We start from the raw sequence: 17,639 nt of genomic DNA on the forward strand, positions 1-17,639 counted from the left end.
CTATTCTTCTTCTGATGAAAAGTTTTCAGCAAATTGGCGTAATGCCTTAGCAACTTCTGCTTTAACAACTTCTTTCAAGTCGCCGTCAACAGCTGTTTCAACTTCTCCTGAGTTACGTTCAATAATTATTGATACCCCGTCAAATAAGTTAGTCATACGTCCTAAGAATAATGAACCCTTACCAACGATCATTGCCCGATTAATACCTGAATCACTTGTCATATCGTCATAAGCGAATCCTAGGTAAGGAGCTCCTGAAGGAATATGACCTTGAGTTGGTGCCCAACCAGGAATTCCTTTTTCTGCAACAAAGTTAGCTAAATCAGCACGTTCTAATTCTTTACGTAATACTCCTACCGCACCAATCATCTTAAGGTTAGCAGTTGGCACATCTCCAGCACCAGCAGATTTAGTAATATCTGGGTTTTGCATTTCAACTGAGAAAATATCAACATCTGGAATAGTTAAGCCTGCTTTATCTAAAGGATCTCCTACCAAAGCAGTCATAACCGCTTGAGGTGAAGAACCAGATGAAACAGTATGACGTCCAGTAACATCTGTACGGATCACTGGGCTCTTTCCATCGTTTTGAGAAATTAAGTAGGCCACACCAGCTACTGAATCCTCTAATAATGGCATATCTTTTTCATAATGAGATTTACCATTCATACCTAATTTAGCAGTAGAACCTCCGGCAACAACCGCTACTGCTTTATATGTTCCAGCTCTTACTAATGAAGCTGCACTGATCAAGGCATGTGTTGGTGCCCCACAGAAAGCACGTAAGTCAGATCCTGAAGCATTTTTTAGACCGCAAAGCTCTGCAATAGCTTTAGCCATGTTACCCCCACCACGCTGGTTCATGTCGCCGATTGCTTCTTCTGATGCCTCAATCACATATTCAATGTCTTCAGCATTGATATCTTCAGTATCTCGTAATAAGTGGCGTAAAGATAAAACACCTGAAGCTTTGTTAACTAAGTTTTCTAGCATGATATGAGCATTTAAGTTAGGGTCAATATCGTGGGCACGTGAAACCACGCCGACTAATTCACCTTCATAATATAGTCCCTCAGCTTCATACTCATCGATATGTTTTTGTAACCATTCAGCCGATTCGGTGTTTTTAATCTTGTCCACATCATCTTTAAAGATTTCATTTTCTGCCATAACTTCTTTTACCTTAGCAGCAAATCCTTCTTCAAGATATACTAAGTCAAATACGTCTACGATTGAAAGTAGTCCGTAAAATTCAATCTCTGGCATAATTTCGCCACGTTTTGAGTAACGTCCACCTTCAGCTTTAGTTTTGAAACGTGGTTCTTCAATTTTTTTCAATTCAGAATAATGCATATTATTAATATACGTTTGGTTATTAGGGTCTGTTAGAACCTCTTCGTAACTACGTAAATGTTTATCTAGATTCTTAAGATATTCAGAATCTGGAGTAGTGATGCGCTCAGTGGTTTGAGTCGTACCATTATGAATTAACATATTAGGTGTATGTGCTAGAGTATAAGCTGCACCTTTCAATACTGGAAGAGTCATTTGCATTCTCCTTTTTTATGGTTAGTTTATATTGTATATTATTTCACATATCTGTTAAAAAAGCAAGTCTTTAGAACTCTCTGAATAAAAAAGCCAGCATAAGCAAACTGCTTTTACTGGCCCTCCTTTTAGATATAATTTTTAAAAATTATACTGAATATTTAGAAAATTGATCGCGAATTGATTTCATTTCTTCAGCGATTGAATCAACATCTAATACCATTTCCATCATACCGATTTGTTCATCGTAAATGTCTGGATCAGCGTATTCTTTGAACTCAGGTTCAGTTGCATGGTATACAGCTAAACCTAGAGGTGTGTTTGTTAAAGCACCCGCATAAGTTGGGTCTCCGTTGGTAACTGTTTCAGCTGCTAGACCAGCAGATTCTGCTTCAGCCCCACCTAAGATTACAACAAGATTTTCTGCACCGTGTTTTTCAGCAGCTTCTTTAATACGACGTTGGTTTTCCAAATCCATGGCTCCTGCAGCCGTTCAAACGAAGCACTCTGTTGATGACATTAAAATCTCAACTGGTTTACCTTCTAAACTAGCTTCGATTGCTTGTCCTGGAATACCGTCACGGTCTCCAATGATCAATAATTTTTTATTATCCATTGACATAATGTTACCTCCTAAGATATTCGAAATAAAATGTTCGCAACAACAATATATCACTACTATGACTGTAGTATAACCCTAGCTTTCATATTTGTCAAACCAATTTATAAACGATTACGTTTTATTCATTATTCACTAAATCCACCCTCCAAAAACACTTTAACAGCAAGCTTTAAGCATTTATTTAAATTTATAATAAATAATTTTTTAATAAGCATGTGTATCAATTTTAAGCTATAATAATGACAGATTTAGGAGGTTTTTCCATGAAGGTCTTACATGTTTTAGCCCAGCTACCTGCTCAAACAGGTTCTGGCATTTATTTTCAAAATTTAATCACGGGCTTAAAAGATAAAGGCATAGATAATGGCATTATCTACGCCACTCAACCCCCTTTTAAAGAATTATTGCAAACAGATAATTGTTACCCTGTTCATTTCCAATCCAATGAACTCCCCTTCTCAATTGTCGGTATGTCAGATGTGATGCCTTATCAAAATTCTATTTATTCTCAATTAACAGATCAGCAGACTGAACAATGGCAACAAGCTTTTATTAAAAGATTAATGCAAGCAAAAGAAGAATTTCAACCGGATATTATCTTAACCCATCATCTTTGGTACTTAACTTCTTTGGTGCTAGATACTTTTCCTGAAATTCCGGTGATTGGTATCAGTCATGGGACGGATATTCGGCAAGCTAGACGCCACCCTCATTTAAAAACACGCTATTTGGGTAATATGAACCGGCTGGCTTTGATTTTTTCTTTAACTCAAGATGATCGTGACAATTTAATCGAGGAGTTTCAAATTGATGCTGAAAAAATTATAGTTACCGGCAATGGTTTTAATTCTGCCATTTTTAATCTAGAAGGTTCACGAAAGTCTAAGCAGTCTTCAATAAATTTAATCTATGCTGGTAAAATCACTCGTTCTAAGGGTGTCTTTGAATTAGTTCTAGCTTTTGAAAAAGTCAAAAAATCTTTTCCTCAAAGCCAACTGTTACTAATTGGTAACGGCGATCCTAGTGAAATTAAAGAATTAAAAACAATTGTCTCTTCTTATGGAATAGAAGATATTCACTTTCTTTCAGCACTTCCTCAATTAGAATTAGCCAGTTGGATGAAAAAATCTGATATTTTTATTCTGCCATCATATTATGAAGGTTTAGCAACTATTTGTTTAGAAGCCATGGCTTGTGGTTTGCGTACAGTAGTTTCTGAATTAGCCCCTTTAAAGAATTTCTTAGCTGATGAGATTAACCAATCTCAATGGATTGAATATGTTCCGCTTCCACGCATTGTTGACCAAGATAAAGCACATCAAGAAGATATCCCAGAATTTATTACAAACTTAAGTCAATCTATTATTTTACAAATAAATCGATTACAGTCGCAACAAGCCATCGATCCTCATATATATGATTTAATAATGCAATACTCATGGGAACGTTTAATAGATAAACAATATCATTGCATAAACTTCTTATTTAAAGAAAAAGATAAAGCATAAACTTTAAGACTGCAGGCAAAAACCCTTCAAATGTTTACTGTCTGCATTGACTGACGTCATGGAAATCACCCGTTTTCTTTTTATTATACATGACAAAAATCCGTCCCTAACACTGTTACCACAGCGGGGACGGATTTTTACTGGGTGTTGGCGTAATTTATGTTGTCGCCTCTTGGTCTTCAATCTTAAACCTTATTCTTTTATTTACAATTGTTTTAAATAACTAATGATTTGCTCCATGTCTGCTAAAGAAAGTGTGCGAACATCAAATTGTACATGATTTTGCTGAACACGTGCTATAACTGGCTTATCTTGACTCCTTAGGTAAGATTCAATTTGACTTGCCGACAACTTTCGGTGGTCGACTTGAACCAAGATGGTTGATAGTGTTGATCCAGGGTATGATCCTCCCCCTACTTGCGATTGTCCTTCTATCAAATCTACTTGCCAAGAACCGGCTAATTCCCCAATGGCTTGTTGGAATTTTTGAGCCTTTTTAAGTAATTGTTCACGATCTTGGCTAATCATTTGTAAGACTGGTATTTTGCTAAAGGCCAGTTCTGGATTTAAATATTGTCGCATGGTCACTTCCAAGGCTGCAAGCGTTAGCTTGTCAGTTCGTAAAGCACGAGTTAATGGGTGGGCACGCATCTTATCTAACAATTCTTTTTTACCAACTATAACCCCTGCTTGCGGCCCACCTAGTAACTTATCGCCAGAGAAAGTTACTACATCGTATCCCGCTTGAATGGCTTCTTGAACCGTTGGTTCATAAGGCAGACCAAATGTTTGCATATCCATAAATAGGCCTGAACCTAAATCGTTTAATGCAAGAAGACTGTGTTCATGAGCCAAGTCTACTAGTTCTTGATCATCCACTTTTTCAGTAAAGCCAACTAAATGATAATTGGATGTATGGACTCTTAACAAAGCTCCGGTCTCTTCATTGATAGCAGCTTTATAATCACTAAGGTGTGTTTTGTTAGTAGATCCTACTTCATGGAGCAGGGCTCCTCCACGGGTTATCACATCAGGTATCCTAAATGAGCCGCCAATTTCAACCAACTCACCACGAGATATAACCACTTCTTTAGCTTCTGTTAGGGCTGAAAGCATTAAAAGTACTGCTGCAGCATTATTATTAACTACTAACGCATCCTCTGCACCTGTTATTTGTTTCAATACATCTTTTAAGTGAGTGTATCTAGAGCCACGTCTGCCCTCTTCTAAATCATACTCTAAGTTGGAGTAATTGGGCCCTAAATCAACAAGAGCATCAATAACTGTTTGAGATAAAGGCGCCCGTCCTAAATTGGTATGTAAAACTGTTCCGGTGGCATTAATTACTGGTTTAAGAGAGGGATTCAGTCTTTTAGCTAAAGCTTCTTCAATATGTTTTATCACACTTTCAAACTCTAATGAACTAGCCTCAGTAATCTCCCCACTTAAGACACCTTGCCTGATAAAGTCAATTTGTTTTTGAATACTTTCTTTAACATAAGCTGGATCTAATTTTTCGGTCCATTTTCTAATACGTTCATCTTGTAGAACTCTATCAACTTTTGGTAGTGATGATAATAAATGTTTCATTAAATGAAAGCCTCCTCAATCTTTTGCAGATATTTAGGGTTCATTACACGTACATCCTCATTTCTTATGGTTATCCCACGCTTATCGAAATCCTCTAACAGTAAGAGAGTGTATTTACGACTAGTTCCTAAAAGGTTTCTAAAATCTGCCAAGGCAATTGTATCATGTTCTTTAAGGAAATCTCTCAACCTTTTGAGCGCTTCATTATAGTAAGAAACGTGAATCTCAGTTTGCTTATCCAAACGGTAAAATTCATTTTGTTTACGCATCAACCTATAAACTTCTCGCATGTTTTTATCTTTACCAACCACTTCTTCAAAAAGTGGCGGTGCGAAAGGGGTTTCAGCTAATTTTGCTTCAATAGCTTTTCTTGCTTTCGCTTGAGCTGGCGTAATAGCAATCGAGTGGTCAACTAAGCGAATTAAATCGCCCTCAATTACAAAGTGGCCCTGACCAACTATGGTTTGAATGATTGCATTCAGCTCCTTAGGTGCAATTTTATTAAAGCGTGAACGGAATTCTTCTAAGGACATACCAGCAATCATATTATTCACCTGGTGAAATTCTGATAATGTTTCTTCCATTTCTTTTTGAATGGCATCAAATGAAACTCGGGCCATATAGAACTGGCCAAATTTCATTAAGTCGCCGGCTTCGACCATCTCTTTCACATATTCTTCAATTGTACGCATTTCTTCATTCAGATAGTCAGCCATTTCTTTAATGGATGTAAAGCCGGCAGAACGATGGGATAAGAAATCCAATAACACATCTGACATAGTGCCTGATTCTAGTACTTCTAATGACTCAATGACATCTTGATTGTAACGTTTATGTTTCTTAGGGGTAGGATCGAGAACCTCGCCCCCTCCGATTGTAATTACAGGTGAATAATTTCTTAAAATAAAACGATCGCCTTTCTTTACAGCAATTTGTTCTTCTAAACGTATTTGCATAAAAGCTGTCTGTCCCGGTTGAACTTTTTCAACGCCTAAGGGTACAAGTCTACCAATAACTTCACGCGTTCCAATATGCACATGTACTCTATCCCAAAGTTCCATCGGTTGGCTGGCATCTTTAAGACATTGCACCTTGGTGTCCAACATATATGAAGACTCTAAAGGCGCTGCACTTAGGACATCGCCACGACCAATTTGATCAAGGTCGACCTTGGTTAAGTTGATAGCGGTCCGATTGCCAGCATGCGCCTCTTCTTGATCTTGTTCGTGAATTTGAATTGTACGGATCCGAGTTGGTATGCCAGATGGATAAATCGTTAAATCGTCACCTACTCGAATAGAACCATCAATTAGAGTGCCTGTTACGACAGTCCCAAATCCTTTAACAGAAAAAGCGCGATCAACATTTAAGCGTGCCGGTAAGGATTCATTATCCCGTTGAATCTTCTCAACCTTTTCAGCCAGTAAGGCCTTTACTTTTTCAATACCAATGCCTGAAATAGCGTCCGTTTCAACGATAGGTGCGTCTTCCAATGGCGTTCCTTCAAATTGTTCACGAATATCTTCGTAAACTAGTAGTTTAAGCTCTTCATCTGCATCCGCTACCTTTGTTAAGACAATGATGAAATCTTTAATACCTAACAAGTTAAGGACAGAAACATGTTCTTTAGTTTGCGGCATTATGCCTTCGTTCACATCAATCACTAGCATTACTAGATCAATACCGGCCGCACCTGCTAACATGTTTTTGATGAACTTTTCGTGTCCGGGAACATCTACTATACCAACTCGTTCCCCATTATTTAAATCAATATAAGCAAAGCCTAAATTGATAGAAAGGCCACGCTGCTTCTCTTCCTTAGAAGTATCTGTTTCGATACCTGTTAAGGCTTTGATGAGCGTGGTCTTTCCATGATCAATATGGCCTGCCGTTCCTAAAACGACATTTTTCATTAAGTAATTCCTTTCTTATCAACTAACTAGGGTCTTACAACTCGGTCATAAGATCTTAATTGTTCAAGAATATAGCGCATATTGGTTTCTTCACCGACCGCAAGCTTGTCTTTTAATTCGTAGAACGAAACACAAGTCCCACAAGCTTTAACTGCAACCCCTTTGTCAAGGAGCGTTTGTAAATCTTCGACGGTGTCAGCACCTTCTGCTGCTAAGGTTACTCCACCATTGTATAATAAAATTTCTTTTGGTAGTTCTTCTTCTTGAGCTAATACACTAATAAACGATTTAATTAGTGTACGACCTAGATCATTATTACCTTCTCCTAGTTTGTCACTTGCAATAACTACAATGTAATCAGTCAAATTATTTCCTCCTAAACTTCACTTATTTTACCACAATTGCCTTGTCTTTTTTTTCAACCATATAACCAATATGAGCGGCTTGAATGGATTTTTCTTTATAAGCCACTAAAATTGCTTCTAGCTGATCTTCAGGAACTGTTATTAATAAGCCTCCTGAGGTCTGTGGATCAAATAGCACTTCCTCCATGGTTGAATCCTCAATTTGAAAATCAATATTCTTAGCATAATGAGCGCGGTTACGTTTGGCACCACCAGTGGTTAAATGTTCTTTAGCTGCTTGGTAGGCACCTTCAATAATTGGTATTTTATCGGCAAATATTTCTGCCGTCAACTGCTCATCACACATCTCCATCAAATGACCTAAAATGCCAAAGCCAGTTATATCTGTACATGCGGTAGCTTGATAATCCAACATGACTTCAGCTGCATACTTATTCAAAGTTGTCATTAATTCAATTGCTTCATCAAAAGCCTTTTCATCAATTAATCCTTTGTTATGTGCAGTGGTTACAATGCCTACTCCCAATTTTTTAGTCGCAATGATAGCATCGCCAGCTTTTGCACCATTGTTGGTAATTATTTTATCAGGATGCACAACTCCTGCTACTGCTAAACCATATAGCGGTGTGGATTGACGAATCGTATGTCCTCCCGCTAGAACTCCTCCAGCTTCTAAGACTTTTTCAGCTCCCCCACGTAGAATTTCAGCTAAATTTTCGAGCGGTTGACTGTCATCAGGATAAGCTACTATGTTGAGTGCCGTAATCACTTTTCCTCCCATTGAATAAACATCCGATAAAGCATTGGTTGCTGATATTTGACCAAAAACATATGGATCTTTGACCATTGAAGGGAAGAAATCAGTTGTTTGAATAACTGCAACATCCGGTGAAACTTGGTAAACTGCTGCATCATCACTAGAATCATAACCTACTAGTAAATTACCATCAAATTGCTTGGGTAATCCTTCTAAAATTTCAGACAAACTGCCTGGTCCAATTTTAGCGTTTCATCCACCACATATTTCTAATTCATTCATTTTTTCTTTATCTATCATTTATATCTCCCCACTTCCTTTTATGATAGTCCTATTATAGCCTTTTTAATTATTGTTTTCAGTAATCAAAAACTTGGATTTATTAGTTTTCATAATAAAAGCAGCACAAGTCTGACTTGTGCTGCTAAGTTAAAATTTTGATTAGAACTCAACTTTTTCAGATTTAACACGACCTTTTTCATTAACATAGTATAAGTCTACACGGTCAGTGAAAGGTGTTGCGTCTGCTCCTACACCATCTTTACGAAGTGAAACTTGTAAAGCTTTATGATCAAAGCCTTCAGTTTCTTTGAGAACTGATTTCATAACCTTCATGATAGAGATTGGTGTTTCAGGTTCTTTTAATGTAACGATTGCTTTACCTTTTTTCAATGCTGCTGCAACTAAATCTTCAACTTGATCAGCTGGCGCTCCAAAGATTAAATAGTAGTCGCCTTCTTTTTCTAAGTCTTCAGCTTTACGAACTTGAACAGAATCATGCGTTTTCTTAGCTAATTGCATGATGTTAGCCATCAAAGGGCGAGATCCAGTTGAGCGGTGTCCAGCAATAATTACTGAAGATTTTTCTGCAAAAGCCTCTTCAATTGCGTTTGCTACTTTCTCGTTAAATAATCCATCTTCAACAAATTTACCTAAAATTGCGTTCATAATTAAACCTCCATATAGTTAGTTATGTGTATAGGTTCACAATATCACAAATTTTACATTTTGCAAAGGGGTTGGCCTCATCTTTTCACTTATAAACAAAAGATGTGATTTTTTATTTATTTAGATTTATAATAAAAAAGACTTTATTTAAAAGGAGCTAGTCCGATATCAAATAAGCACCTACTAAAAATGCTTGCTAATCGTATCAAAAAGTCAGCCGCTGACTTTTATCATGAGATTGTTATAGAAAAATAAAAACACAGCTAGATAATAATAAATTAAGACGGACTATTGGATAATCTGTTGAAAATATAGCTTTTGCACCGGAGGAATCAAATATAAGGTTAGGTTTCGCCAATCCTCATGAGAAAGCTAAACCTCAATTAGGTGAAACAGTCGTCGATTTAGCTTGTAGTAAAGTTTTTGATGCTTTTTATTGCGGCTAAAACGGCTGGTAAAGAATGAACATCTGCACTTAATGGTATTAAAGTCCCACTACTTGACCCGATGGCTGTCTCACCAGTATTAGCCAGTGCGCCAATTACTGCACCTTCACCACAGATACACGTTAGAATAAATGGTCATCCTAAAGGTCATCTTATTGCATAAATTAATGGTTCACCCATTCCAAAAATACCTACTGGTAAGCCACCCTTTATCATTGAGATCAATTACTTGTTCTGACGATCTTTAACTCTTAAAAAGCTTCTGTTATGTATGAAAATGAGAAGCTGACTGAGTACAATCTTCTACTTAATTTAGACTTTGGTCTTCCTAAGGATCGTGAAGCGTCTTTAATCAGTTTGTTCTTTCGCTTTAAAAGACAATCATCTCTTCCAAGTTAAAGTTTTATTTCTTGACGGCACAAAGCTGTATGCGCCGGTGCTGATAAGTATTCCTTGCGCTTATGCTCAACCTAAGATTGTTGTTGAGAGAGTATTCGATCGCAAGAAGGGTGTAATTCTAGTATGCGAACAGCTTGGAGGAGAAAAAAGACAATAAATAACCTGGGTCTCTTCTTAATGGCTATAAAACTCACCCAATCAGTTCATTATTTACGAACTTCCCACCCCTTTAATGCTTGCTGGTCACTATTTTTATTCTTTAAACCACAAAAACAGTGGCGAATCTCATATTTGATGATTCGCCACTGTTTTTAAGGCTTTTGGTCCAGCCTCTTAATTGTTTAATAAATTATAATAACAATTTTTAATGATAAGAACCTTGGTGCCATAAGGACACTTGCCCTTGCCGTAAAGATTGTTGAACATCAATAATCCTTTGATTACTACTTCCTCTAAATTGCAAACTGAGGTCTTTTTTGTCATTATCAAAGCGACCGTCGACAAGCACATCCACTAATGACAAGAGTTCTAGTTTATCAGAGGAATCTTTTAATAGCTCTTCCCAATAATAACCCGACCAAGACCAAATGTCTTTACGGTCTCCATAAATAGATCGCACTTTTTTGACTAAGGGAATTAGAATTGGTGTAGAAAGAAAGGGTTCGCCACCCAATAAGGTTAAACCTTGAACATAATCATGGGCTAAATCTTCAATAATCTGATTTTCAAGTTCTTTAGTATAAGGCACACCATAATTGAAGTTTTGGACCCGACGATTAAAACAACCCTTACAATTAAAGAGGCAGCCGCTGACATAAAGACTATTACGTACTCCTTCCCCATCCACAAAATTAAAAGGTTTATAGTCTGCTATCTTTCCTAAACAATAATCTTGGGCTAGCCATTCTTTTGGTTTAGGATTTTTGAAATTTTCAATCACTGGTCACACATTCTTTCGGTTAAATGTTTTTGACGGGATTGAATCTCCTTATGACGTCCTTTGACCATCGGTCTTATATTCGGATTACCGAGGTAACCACAGGTTCTCTTCACTACATCACAAGTTTCAGGATTACGATTGTCACATTGCGGACAAGCAAAACCTTTTTCTGTAGGATTAAATTCTCCTTGGAAGCCACATTCATAGCAATGATCGATAGGGGTGTTGGTCCCTAAATACCCAATTTTGTCATAGGCATAATCCCAAACTGCTTCTAAGGCCTTAGGATTTTGACGTAAATTGGGATATTCACAATAATGAATAAAACCTCCTGAAGTATATGGAGCATAGTCCTTTTCGAAATCAATTTTTTCAAAAGGATTTGGACTTTTACGCACATCATAATGAAAAGAATTAGTGTAATAATCCTTGTCTGTCAAATCCTTAATAGCACCAAATTTAGCTCGATCTAAACGGCAGAAGCGATCCGTCAAGGACTCACTCGGAGTCGAATAAACAGAGAAATGATAATCGTATTGCTGAGCTAATTGATCGGCCTTCTTTTTAAGTTCTTGGATTACTTTCAATGAAAAAGTTTTAGCCGCGTCATTCTGCTCCCAATTAGAACCAAAGAAATAAGCCGTAATCTCATACAGACCAATATAACCTAAAGATATGGTGGCGCGCTTATTTTTAAATAATTGGTCAACATTCTCATCAGCTTTCAGATAATGACCAAAAGCTCCTTCACGGTATAGAATTGGAGCATTCTCCGTCTTAGCTTGTTTGACTCGCTCTGCTCGATACACAAGAGCTCGACCGACAACTTCCAGGCGATCATGCAACAATTCCCAAAAATTATCGAAGGAATGATCCGACTCCATAGCGATACGGGGAAGATTTAAGGTGACTACCCCTAAATTCATTCGTCCACTATTTACTTCTTTTCCTTTTTCATCTTGCCAACCTTGAAGAAATGATCGGCATCCCATTGGCACTTTAAAGCTTCCAGTTAGTTCCTTGATCTTATCATACATTAGAACATCTGGATACATCCGATTACAAGCGCACTTGAGGGCTAATTGTTTAATGTCATAATTGGGATCTTTCATTAAAAGATTAGTTCCCTTGCGTAAGCTGAAAACTAATTTAGGAAAAATAGCTGTACGGTGTTCTTTACCTAAACCATTCAAACGAATTTTCAATATAGCTTTTTGAATTTCGCGTGCATACCAAGATGTTCCTAAACCAAATCCAAGTGTAGTAAATGGTGTTTGACCATTTGATGAATAAAGTGTATTGATTTCATACTCCAAACTCTGCATGGCATCATATATATCTTTTTGCGTTTTATTCTTAGCAAAATTCTCAGCCTGTTGAGGATCATCCGTCAATTCTTTAGCTAAGCTAAGATTCTTCTTAAAATTTAAATCCGCATAAGGAGCCAGCACCTCATCAATTCGATCAATCGAGCATCCCCCGTATTGACAAGAAGAAACATTGGCAATAATTTGAGCAATTTGTGCTGTAGCTGTATTGATAGATCGCGGACTTTCCACTTCTGCATTCCCTATATGAAAACCGTGCTTCAGCATAGTCTCAATATCAATCAAGCAGCAATTAGTCATTGGACTATAGGGCGAATAATCTAGATCATGAAAATGTATGTTCCCCTTCAAATGTCCATTAGCTACTTGCTCGGGCAGCATATTCAAGCCAATGGCTTTGGCCGTAACCCCACAGGTAAGGTCTCTCAAGGTGTTAAAAACACGACTATCCTTATTGGCATTTTCATTGACTAAAGTCGGATCGCGTTTAATCAGTTGATCCATACGGTCCTGTAACCGCATCTGCGATTGATAGTCTGCTAATTTAGTTTCAGCAAAAGCGACATATTTATTTGCGGCTGTTTCCAATCCTCGCTTGTTTAATTGCTCAATAACCGATTGCTTGATGTCAGAACTGTTCATCAAGTGAACAACTTGTCTTTCTATTTCATTACATATACCTTCAATTAAAACATGGTCTTTGGTATCTAACGCTTTTTTTAGTGAGGCTTTTAGTTTCCCCCTAATAAACTTTTCAATACTGCCGTCTCTTTTATTTATTTTAATTCTAACTTTACTCGATTGTTCTTGTTTTAATGTTGCAGTTTGAACCATTGTCTTATCGTCACTCCTTTATAAATACTGGTAATCTTCGTCCTCCATTGCTTCTACTCGGCCCATTAAATAACCGGAACCTACTTGAGAGAAAAAATCATGATTAGTTGTTTCTGTCGACAGACCGTTATAGACTATTGGATTAATATCTTGCGCACTCGCTCCATCAAATACTGCTTCAAAGCCTAGATTTTGTAATGCCTTATTGGCATTATATTTAACAAAGCAATCTACTTCTTCTACCCAACCAATCTCTGTATATACCTCCTGAGTATATTGGGTTTCATTCATATAGAGATCAAACACTAAATTATAGGCCCATTCTTTAAGTTGAGCTTGTTCTTGATCACTTAATTCTTGATAACCTAATTGAAATTTGTAGCCTAGATAGGTTCCATGAACCGACTCATCACGAATAATTAGCTTGATAATTTCAGCCACATTGGCTAGTTTATTATTTCCTAAATAGTACAAAGGGGTATAAAAACCACTATAAAAGAGAAAGGATTCTAGAAAAACACTGGCTATTTTTTTCTTGAGGCCGTTAATTATTTGTTCTTTACTCTCTTTTCCAGAAGGTAAAAGATAAACATCTTCAATTACTTTAGCCTTGTACTGCAAGGAGGGATGATTATTCCCCCACTCGAAGATTTCATCAATGGTAGCTGAATCGTTTAAAGAAATAAAAATAGTCGAATAAGATTTGGCATGGACTGATTCCATAAATAAAATATTATTCAGCACTGCCTCTTCGTGAGGGGAGCGAATATCATTTCGCATGACATTTGCGCCTTCTTCTGATTGCAAAGTATCTAAAAGAGTCAATCCCACAAAAGCTTTATTGACCACATCTTTTTCAACCTCAGTCAGTGAACGCCAATCTTTCAAATCGTTTGAAACTGGAATACGCGTATCTAGCCAGAACTGAGAAGTTAATTTTTCCCAAGTCATTTTATCTACTATGTCTTCAATACGATTCCAATCAATAGCTTGATAATGTAAATAATTGGTCATAATTTCCTCCTAAATCATACATGACTCACATTGATTAGCTCCAACAATCTCACCATCCAGACTATGTGTTCGGACATAGTAAAGTGACTTAATCCCTTTAGAGAAGGCATAGTGACGTAAAATATTCAAATCACGTGTAGTCATTTGATTAAGCCCTGCTTTTTTCCACTCATAAAGACCTGCTGGAATCTCTGATAGCATAAATAAAGTCAAAGACATTCCCTGATCAATATGCTTTTGAGCGGCGGCATAAACATCTATAATTTTTCTTTGATCCATCTCGTAAGCTGTTTGATAATAGGGCAGCGTTTCATTTGAAAGTCCTGGAGCTGGATAATAAATGGCCCCATTTTTCTGTTCTTGCCTTAATTCCATTCGATGAGTAATCGGGTGTAAGGAAGCAGAAGTTTCATTAAGGTAAGAGATTGACCCATTCGGTGCAACGGCTAAACGATTACGATGATAAAGACCATCTACTTTAACCTTAGCTGCTAGATCTTGCCAATCTTTAGGAGTGGGTAATTTTACAGCTTTGAAAAGTTCAGCCGCTGCCATTTCTTCAAATTTAAAAGCTTCCTCAATATAAGGAGCAAAATAAGACCCGTCTGCATATTTTGATTGCTCAAACTTGTGGAATGTCTGCCCTTTTTCTTTTGCTAATTTATTAGATGCAAGCAAGCTATAGTAGTTGAGAGCCATAAAATACGCTTCAATAATTTCGATAGATGCTTTAGACCCATAAGTGATTTTATTTTTTGCTAAGAGAGTGTGAAAGCCCATCGCTCCTAAGCCAATAGTATGATAAAGATCATTACCATTTTGAACCGTTGGCACTTCGGCAATTTTAGTTTTATCAGAAACGGTGGTTAAAGCTCGCACAGCCACTTCTACTGACTTACCAAAATCAGGACTGGTCAACATTTTTTCCATGTTAGTGGAAGCTAAGTTACAGGAAATATCGCTACCTAATCTTTGATAAGATAAATCATCGTTTAAGAGTGAAGGTTCTTGAACTTGAAAAATCTCTGAACAGAGGTTGGACATAATGATTTTTCCATGGACTGGATTCGCTCGATTAACTGTATCGATATTAATGATGTAGGGATAGCCGGATTCTTGCTGTAATTTAGAAATTTCTGTTTCTAACTCACGCGCTTGAATTTTCTTTTTACGGATTCTTGGATTATCTACTAAAGCTTGATAATTCTCACTTATATCAAAGTATGAAAAAGGGAGACCGTACTCTTTTTCGATGTCATAAGGGCTAAAAAGATACATTGGTTGATTGTTTTTTACCAACTCATAAAATTTATCAGGCACTACAATTCCTAGAGAGAGAGTTTTGACACGGATTTTTTCATCGGCATTTTCTTTTTTACACGATAAGAAAGCTAAGATATCTGGATGGAAAACATTTAGGTAAACTACACCTGCCCCATTCCTCTGCCCTAACTGATTGGAATAAGAAAACGAGTCTTCTAACAATTTCATGACAGGAACGACACCTGAAGAAGCATTTTCAATCGCTTTAATAGGGTCGCCCGCTGCTCGAATATTAGACAAATTAACGCCAACTCCGCCTCCTTTTCTTGAAAGTTGCAAAGCTGAGTTAATGGCTCGACCAATCGACAGCATGGAATCATCAACATCTAACAAGAAGCATGACACCATTTCACCTCGACGCTTTTTACCTGCATTTAAGAAAGTAGGTGTAGCGGGTTGATAGCGTTGCGAAATTAATTCTTCAGCAATAGCCATAGCCAATTGTCGGTCTCCATCTGCTAAATACAAGGCATTCATAGCCACTCGATCTATGAACCCTTCCAGATATTGACGACCATCATTTGATTTTAAAGCATATTGATTGAAAAATTTGTAAGCAGCCATAAAAGATTTAAAGTTAAAATTCTTAGCTTGTAAGAAGTCATATAGTTTCTTGATAAAAGCATAAGGATCTTTATCATTTACATCAGCTTCTAAATATTTATTGATGAGGTCTTCTTCTAAGTAATCATTCTCCAATAAATAATTTAAGCGATCCTCTAAAGACGCAAACTTTGGACTATTGGCTTCAATTTCTTCTTGGTAATAAGCTTCCAATGCCTTTTGATCTTTATAAAGAGGAATAGCTCCATCTTCCGGTATATTCAATTGATTATTCCATTGGAAATAGCTTTTTTTCTTTAATGATTGTCTCTCAGTCATTCAGCATTACCTCCTTAATATATGAAACATCTGACTCGTTTCCTTGGAATTCAAACTTATGAATTAAAGGAATTTGATAGTCACGACTAATGTCTTTAGCAGTAAAACAAAATAATTGGGCGAAATTCAAATTACCACCACCTACTACTCCGCGACAATTTTGTCGATTAACTTCATTTTCAAAAAAATCATCCACTAAGTCTCTTACCACTTCTTGATAAGTGGGAACAATCAATAAATAGGGCTGATTGACTATCATGTCACATGTAAGATCGTCCAATTCTAATTGGTAATCAGCTGATAGTTTTTCAACAAAACGACGGGTTTGACCTGTTAAGCTAATAAAGACAATCGCTAACATTGACTGAGTAGCCTCTCAATTACATCCGGTTGGAAACCAACAACAGGAGCTGATTGCCCGATGAGAACAACTGGCAAACTCTGACAATTGAGTTCTCTTACTTCTTCTAAGTAACTTTCGTCTTCGACATTTTTTTCTAAATAGTTAAGACCTTTGCTATCTAAATATCTTTTTAAGAAAACGCACTGTCCGCAACCCGTTTTACTATATAATGTGATTTTTTCCATAAAATGCTCCTCCTCGACAAAAAACGGCTTTCCCTTCCCAGGAAAGCCGATGGTAAAATCAAAAGAAAGCAAAGCATAGGTGTACCTATACTCACTACTAAAGAATATTTCCAAAGATCACTAAACCCTGAGAAGTGATAAGTGTAATAAATAACCTGGCGATCTGACTTATGAGCGAGCTCAAATACAGTAGCATAGGGACTGTGTAGGATTCTAACCTGCTTCCCCAGAATTATTTACATTTTGTCTATATATTGTGTCTTAAAGTTAGATTAACACAAGATGTTGGGTTAGACAAGAGCAATTATCGAAATAATACAAATCAATTAAAAGCAAAAATAATAGCCTAGTTAATCACAATTAAACTGTGATTAACTAGGCTAGTTTAGTTTCCTGGCGGGAACGTGTGAGAATCGAACTCACCCAAGACGCTCTTAACGCCTCATACTGGTTTTGAAGACCAGAGGGCACACCAGAACCCATCCGCTCCCAATTAAAATCTTTAAAGAAGACTCTTATAATATTAACAATATTTAAAGGAAAACGCAAGTGCTTTTATGAGTCTATTAAGAAACATTCTCTAGAGTTGTCAAACATATGTTACACAAGGTGCTTCTAAATGGGCATGCTTATG

Annotated in this window: 14 protein-coding genes, 1 tRNA gene and 1 riboswitch; of the genes, 1 reads left to right on the plus strand and 14 read right to left on the minus strand. The window is 37.0% G+C overall.

What is annotated here, in order from left to right; genetic code table 11:
• Together grdC and grdA are read right to left on the minus strand one after the other, a co-directional pair.
• The gene (gene grdC / locus ACQV2X_RS03270) at positions 1-1,548 is read right to left on the minus strand and encodes a glycine/sarcosine/betaine reductase complex component C subunit beta (protein WP_428875758.1); all 1,548 of its coding nucleotides are present in this window, start codon (positions 1,546-1,548) and stop codon (positions 1-3) included.
• A 148-nt stretch (positions 1,549-1,696) separates the two neighbouring features.
• Positions 1,697-2,170 carry a glycine/sarcosine/betaine reductase complex selenoprotein A gene (grdA, locus tag ACQV2X_RS03275; protein WP_258435592.1) on the minus strand — a complete coding sequence of 158 codons (474 nt, stop codon included), beginning with the start codon at positions 2,168-2,170 and terminating at the stop codon, positions 1,697-1,699.
• A 263-nt stretch (positions 2,171-2,433) separates the two neighbouring features.
• Between grdA and ACQV2X_RS03280 the strand changes: the two genes are divergently transcribed.
• Positions 2,434-3,678, plus strand: coding sequence for a glycosyltransferase family 4 protein (locus ACQV2X_RS03280; RefSeq protein ID WP_428894224.1), 1,245 nt, complete (start codon positions 2,434-2,436; stop codon positions 3,676-3,678).
• Between the two features lie 204 nt (positions 3,679-3,882).
• On the opposite strand, the gene selA is transcribed toward ACQV2X_RS03280, so the two are convergent.
• The 12 genes from selA to ACQV2X_RS03340 all read right to left on the minus strand — a co-directional run bounded on the left by selA (position 3,883) and on the right by ACQV2X_RS03340 (position 17,496).
• The gene (selA, locus tag ACQV2X_RS03285) at positions 3,883-5,268 is read right to left on the minus strand and encodes an L-seryl-tRNA(Sec) selenium transferase (RefSeq protein WP_428872810.1); all 1,386 of its coding nucleotides are present in this window, start codon (positions 5,266-5,268) and stop codon (positions 3,883-3,885) included.
• Entirely contained in the window at positions 5,268-7,181 is a 1,914-nt protein-coding gene (gene selB, locus ACQV2X_RS03290; RefSeq protein WP_428891651.1) for a selenocysteine-specific translation elongation factor, read from the minus strand. Before selB ends, selA begins: the two co-directional genes overlap by 1 nt.
• Positions 7,182-7,207: 26 nt before the next feature.
• Complete coding sequence (gene yedF / locus ACQV2X_RS03295) at positions 7,208-7,546, minus strand: sulfurtransferase-like selenium metabolism protein YedF (protein ID WP_428872808.1); 339 nt, start codon at positions 7,544-7,546, stop codon at positions 7,208-7,210.
• Between the two features lie 22 nt (positions 7,547-7,568).
• Positions 7,569-8,546: a selenide, water dikinase SelD gene (gene selD / locus ACQV2X_RS03300; RefSeq protein ID WP_428873009.1), complete on the minus strand. Its 978-nt coding sequence runs from the start codon at positions 8,544-8,546 to the stop codon at positions 7,569-7,571.
• 198 nt (positions 8,547-8,744) lie between these two features.
• Positions 8,745-9,251 carry a hypothetical protein gene (locus ACQV2X_RS03305; protein ID WP_428872807.1) on the minus strand — a complete coding sequence of 169 codons (507 nt, stop codon included), beginning with the start codon at positions 9,249-9,251 and terminating at the stop codon, positions 8,745-8,747.
• 1,209 nt (positions 9,252-10,460) lie between these two features.
• Complete coding sequence (gene nrdG / locus ACQV2X_RS03310) at positions 10,461-11,033, minus strand: anaerobic ribonucleoside-triphosphate reductase activating protein (protein ID WP_428873008.1); 573 nt, start codon at positions 11,031-11,033, stop codon at positions 10,461-10,463.
• The gene (gene nrdD, locus ACQV2X_RS03315; RefSeq protein ID WP_428874627.1) at positions 11,033-13,198 is read right to left on the minus strand and encodes an anaerobic ribonucleoside-triphosphate reductase; all 2,166 of its coding nucleotides are present in this window, start codon (positions 13,196-13,198) and stop codon (positions 11,033-11,035) included. Before nrdD ends, nrdG begins: the two co-directional genes overlap by 1 nt.
• A gap of 18 nt (positions 13,199-13,216) precedes the next feature.
• The gene (gene nrdF / locus ACQV2X_RS03320; protein WP_428872803.1) at positions 13,217-14,212 is read right to left on the minus strand and encodes a class 1b ribonucleoside-diphosphate reductase subunit beta; all 996 of its coding nucleotides are present in this window, start codon (positions 14,210-14,212) and stop codon (positions 13,217-13,219) included.
• A gap of 9 nt (positions 14,213-14,221) precedes the next feature.
• Positions 14,222-16,417: a class 1b ribonucleoside-diphosphate reductase subunit alpha gene (gene nrdE, locus ACQV2X_RS03325; protein ID WP_428872802.1), complete on the minus strand. Its 2,196-nt coding sequence runs from the start codon at positions 16,415-16,417 to the stop codon at positions 14,222-14,224.
• Positions 16,410-16,778, minus strand: coding sequence for a class Ib ribonucleoside-diphosphate reductase assembly flavoprotein NrdI (gene nrdI, locus ACQV2X_RS03330; RefSeq protein ID WP_428872801.1), 369 nt, complete (start codon positions 16,776-16,778; stop codon positions 16,410-16,412). Before nrdI ends, nrdE begins: the two co-directional genes overlap by 8 nt.
• Positions 16,772-17,005: a glutaredoxin family protein gene (locus ACQV2X_RS03335; protein WP_428872800.1), complete on the minus strand. Its 234-nt coding sequence runs from the start codon at positions 17,003-17,005 to the stop codon at positions 16,772-16,774. The genes nrdI and ACQV2X_RS03335 overlap by 7 nt, the downstream gene beginning before the upstream one ends.
• 148 nt (positions 17,006-17,153) lie before the next feature.
• A riboswitch (adenosylcobalamin-variant (AdoCbl-variant) riboswitch) is annotated at positions 17,154-17,249 on the minus strand.
• Positions 17,250-17,399: 150 nt separating this feature from the next.
• Positions 17,400-17,496 (minus strand) — tRNA-Sec (locus ACQV2X_RS03340).
• Positions 17,497-17,639 lie beyond the last annotated feature (143 nt).

Origin of the sequence: Facklamia sp. P12945 (assembly GCF_050409485.1) — a bacterium.
Taxonomy (GTDB): domain Bacteria; phylum Bacillota; class Bacilli; order Lactobacillales; family Aerococcaceae; genus Facklamia.

What these genes read in the sequence shown, in the direction of transcription:
- grdC (WP_428875758.1), bottom strand. Translation starts at nt 1,548, where the DNA reads ATGACTCTTCCAGTATTGAAAGGTGCAGCTTATACTCTAGCACATACA.
- ACQV2X_RS03280 (WP_428894224.1), top strand. Translation starts at nt 2,434, where the DNA reads ATGAAGGTCTTACATGTTTTAGCCCAGCTACCTGCTCAAACAGGTTCT.
- selA (WP_428872810.1), bottom strand. Translation starts at nt 5,268, where the DNA reads ATGAAACATTTATTATCATCACTACCAAAAGTTGATAGAGTTCTACAA.
- selB (WP_428891651.1), bottom strand. Translation starts at nt 7,181, where the DNA reads ATGAAAAATGTCGTTTTAGGAACGGCAGGCCATATTGATCATGGAAAG.
- ACQV2X_RS03305 (WP_428872807.1), bottom strand. Translation starts at nt 9,251, where the DNA reads ATGAACGCAATTTTAGGTAAATTTGTTGAAGATGGATTATTTAACGAG.
- nrdD (WP_428874627.1), bottom strand. Translation starts at nt 13,198, where the DNA reads ATGGTTCAAACTGCAACATTAAAACAAGAACAATCGAGTAAAGTTAGA.
- nrdF (WP_428872803.1), bottom strand. Translation starts at nt 14,212, where the DNA reads ATGACCAATTATTTACATTATCAAGCTATTGATTGGAATCGTATTGAA.
- nrdE (WP_428872802.1), bottom strand. Translation starts at nt 16,417, where the DNA reads ATGACTGAGAGACAATCATTAAAGAAAAAAAGCTATTTCCAATGGAAT.
- nrdI (WP_428872801.1), bottom strand. Translation starts at nt 16,778, where the DNA reads ATGTTAGCGATTGTCTTTATTAGCTTAACAGGTCAAACCCGTCGTTTT.
- ACQV2X_RS03335 (WP_428872800.1), bottom strand. Translation starts at nt 17,005, where the DNA reads ATGGAAAAAATCACATTATATAGTAAAACGGGTTGCGGACAGTGCGTT.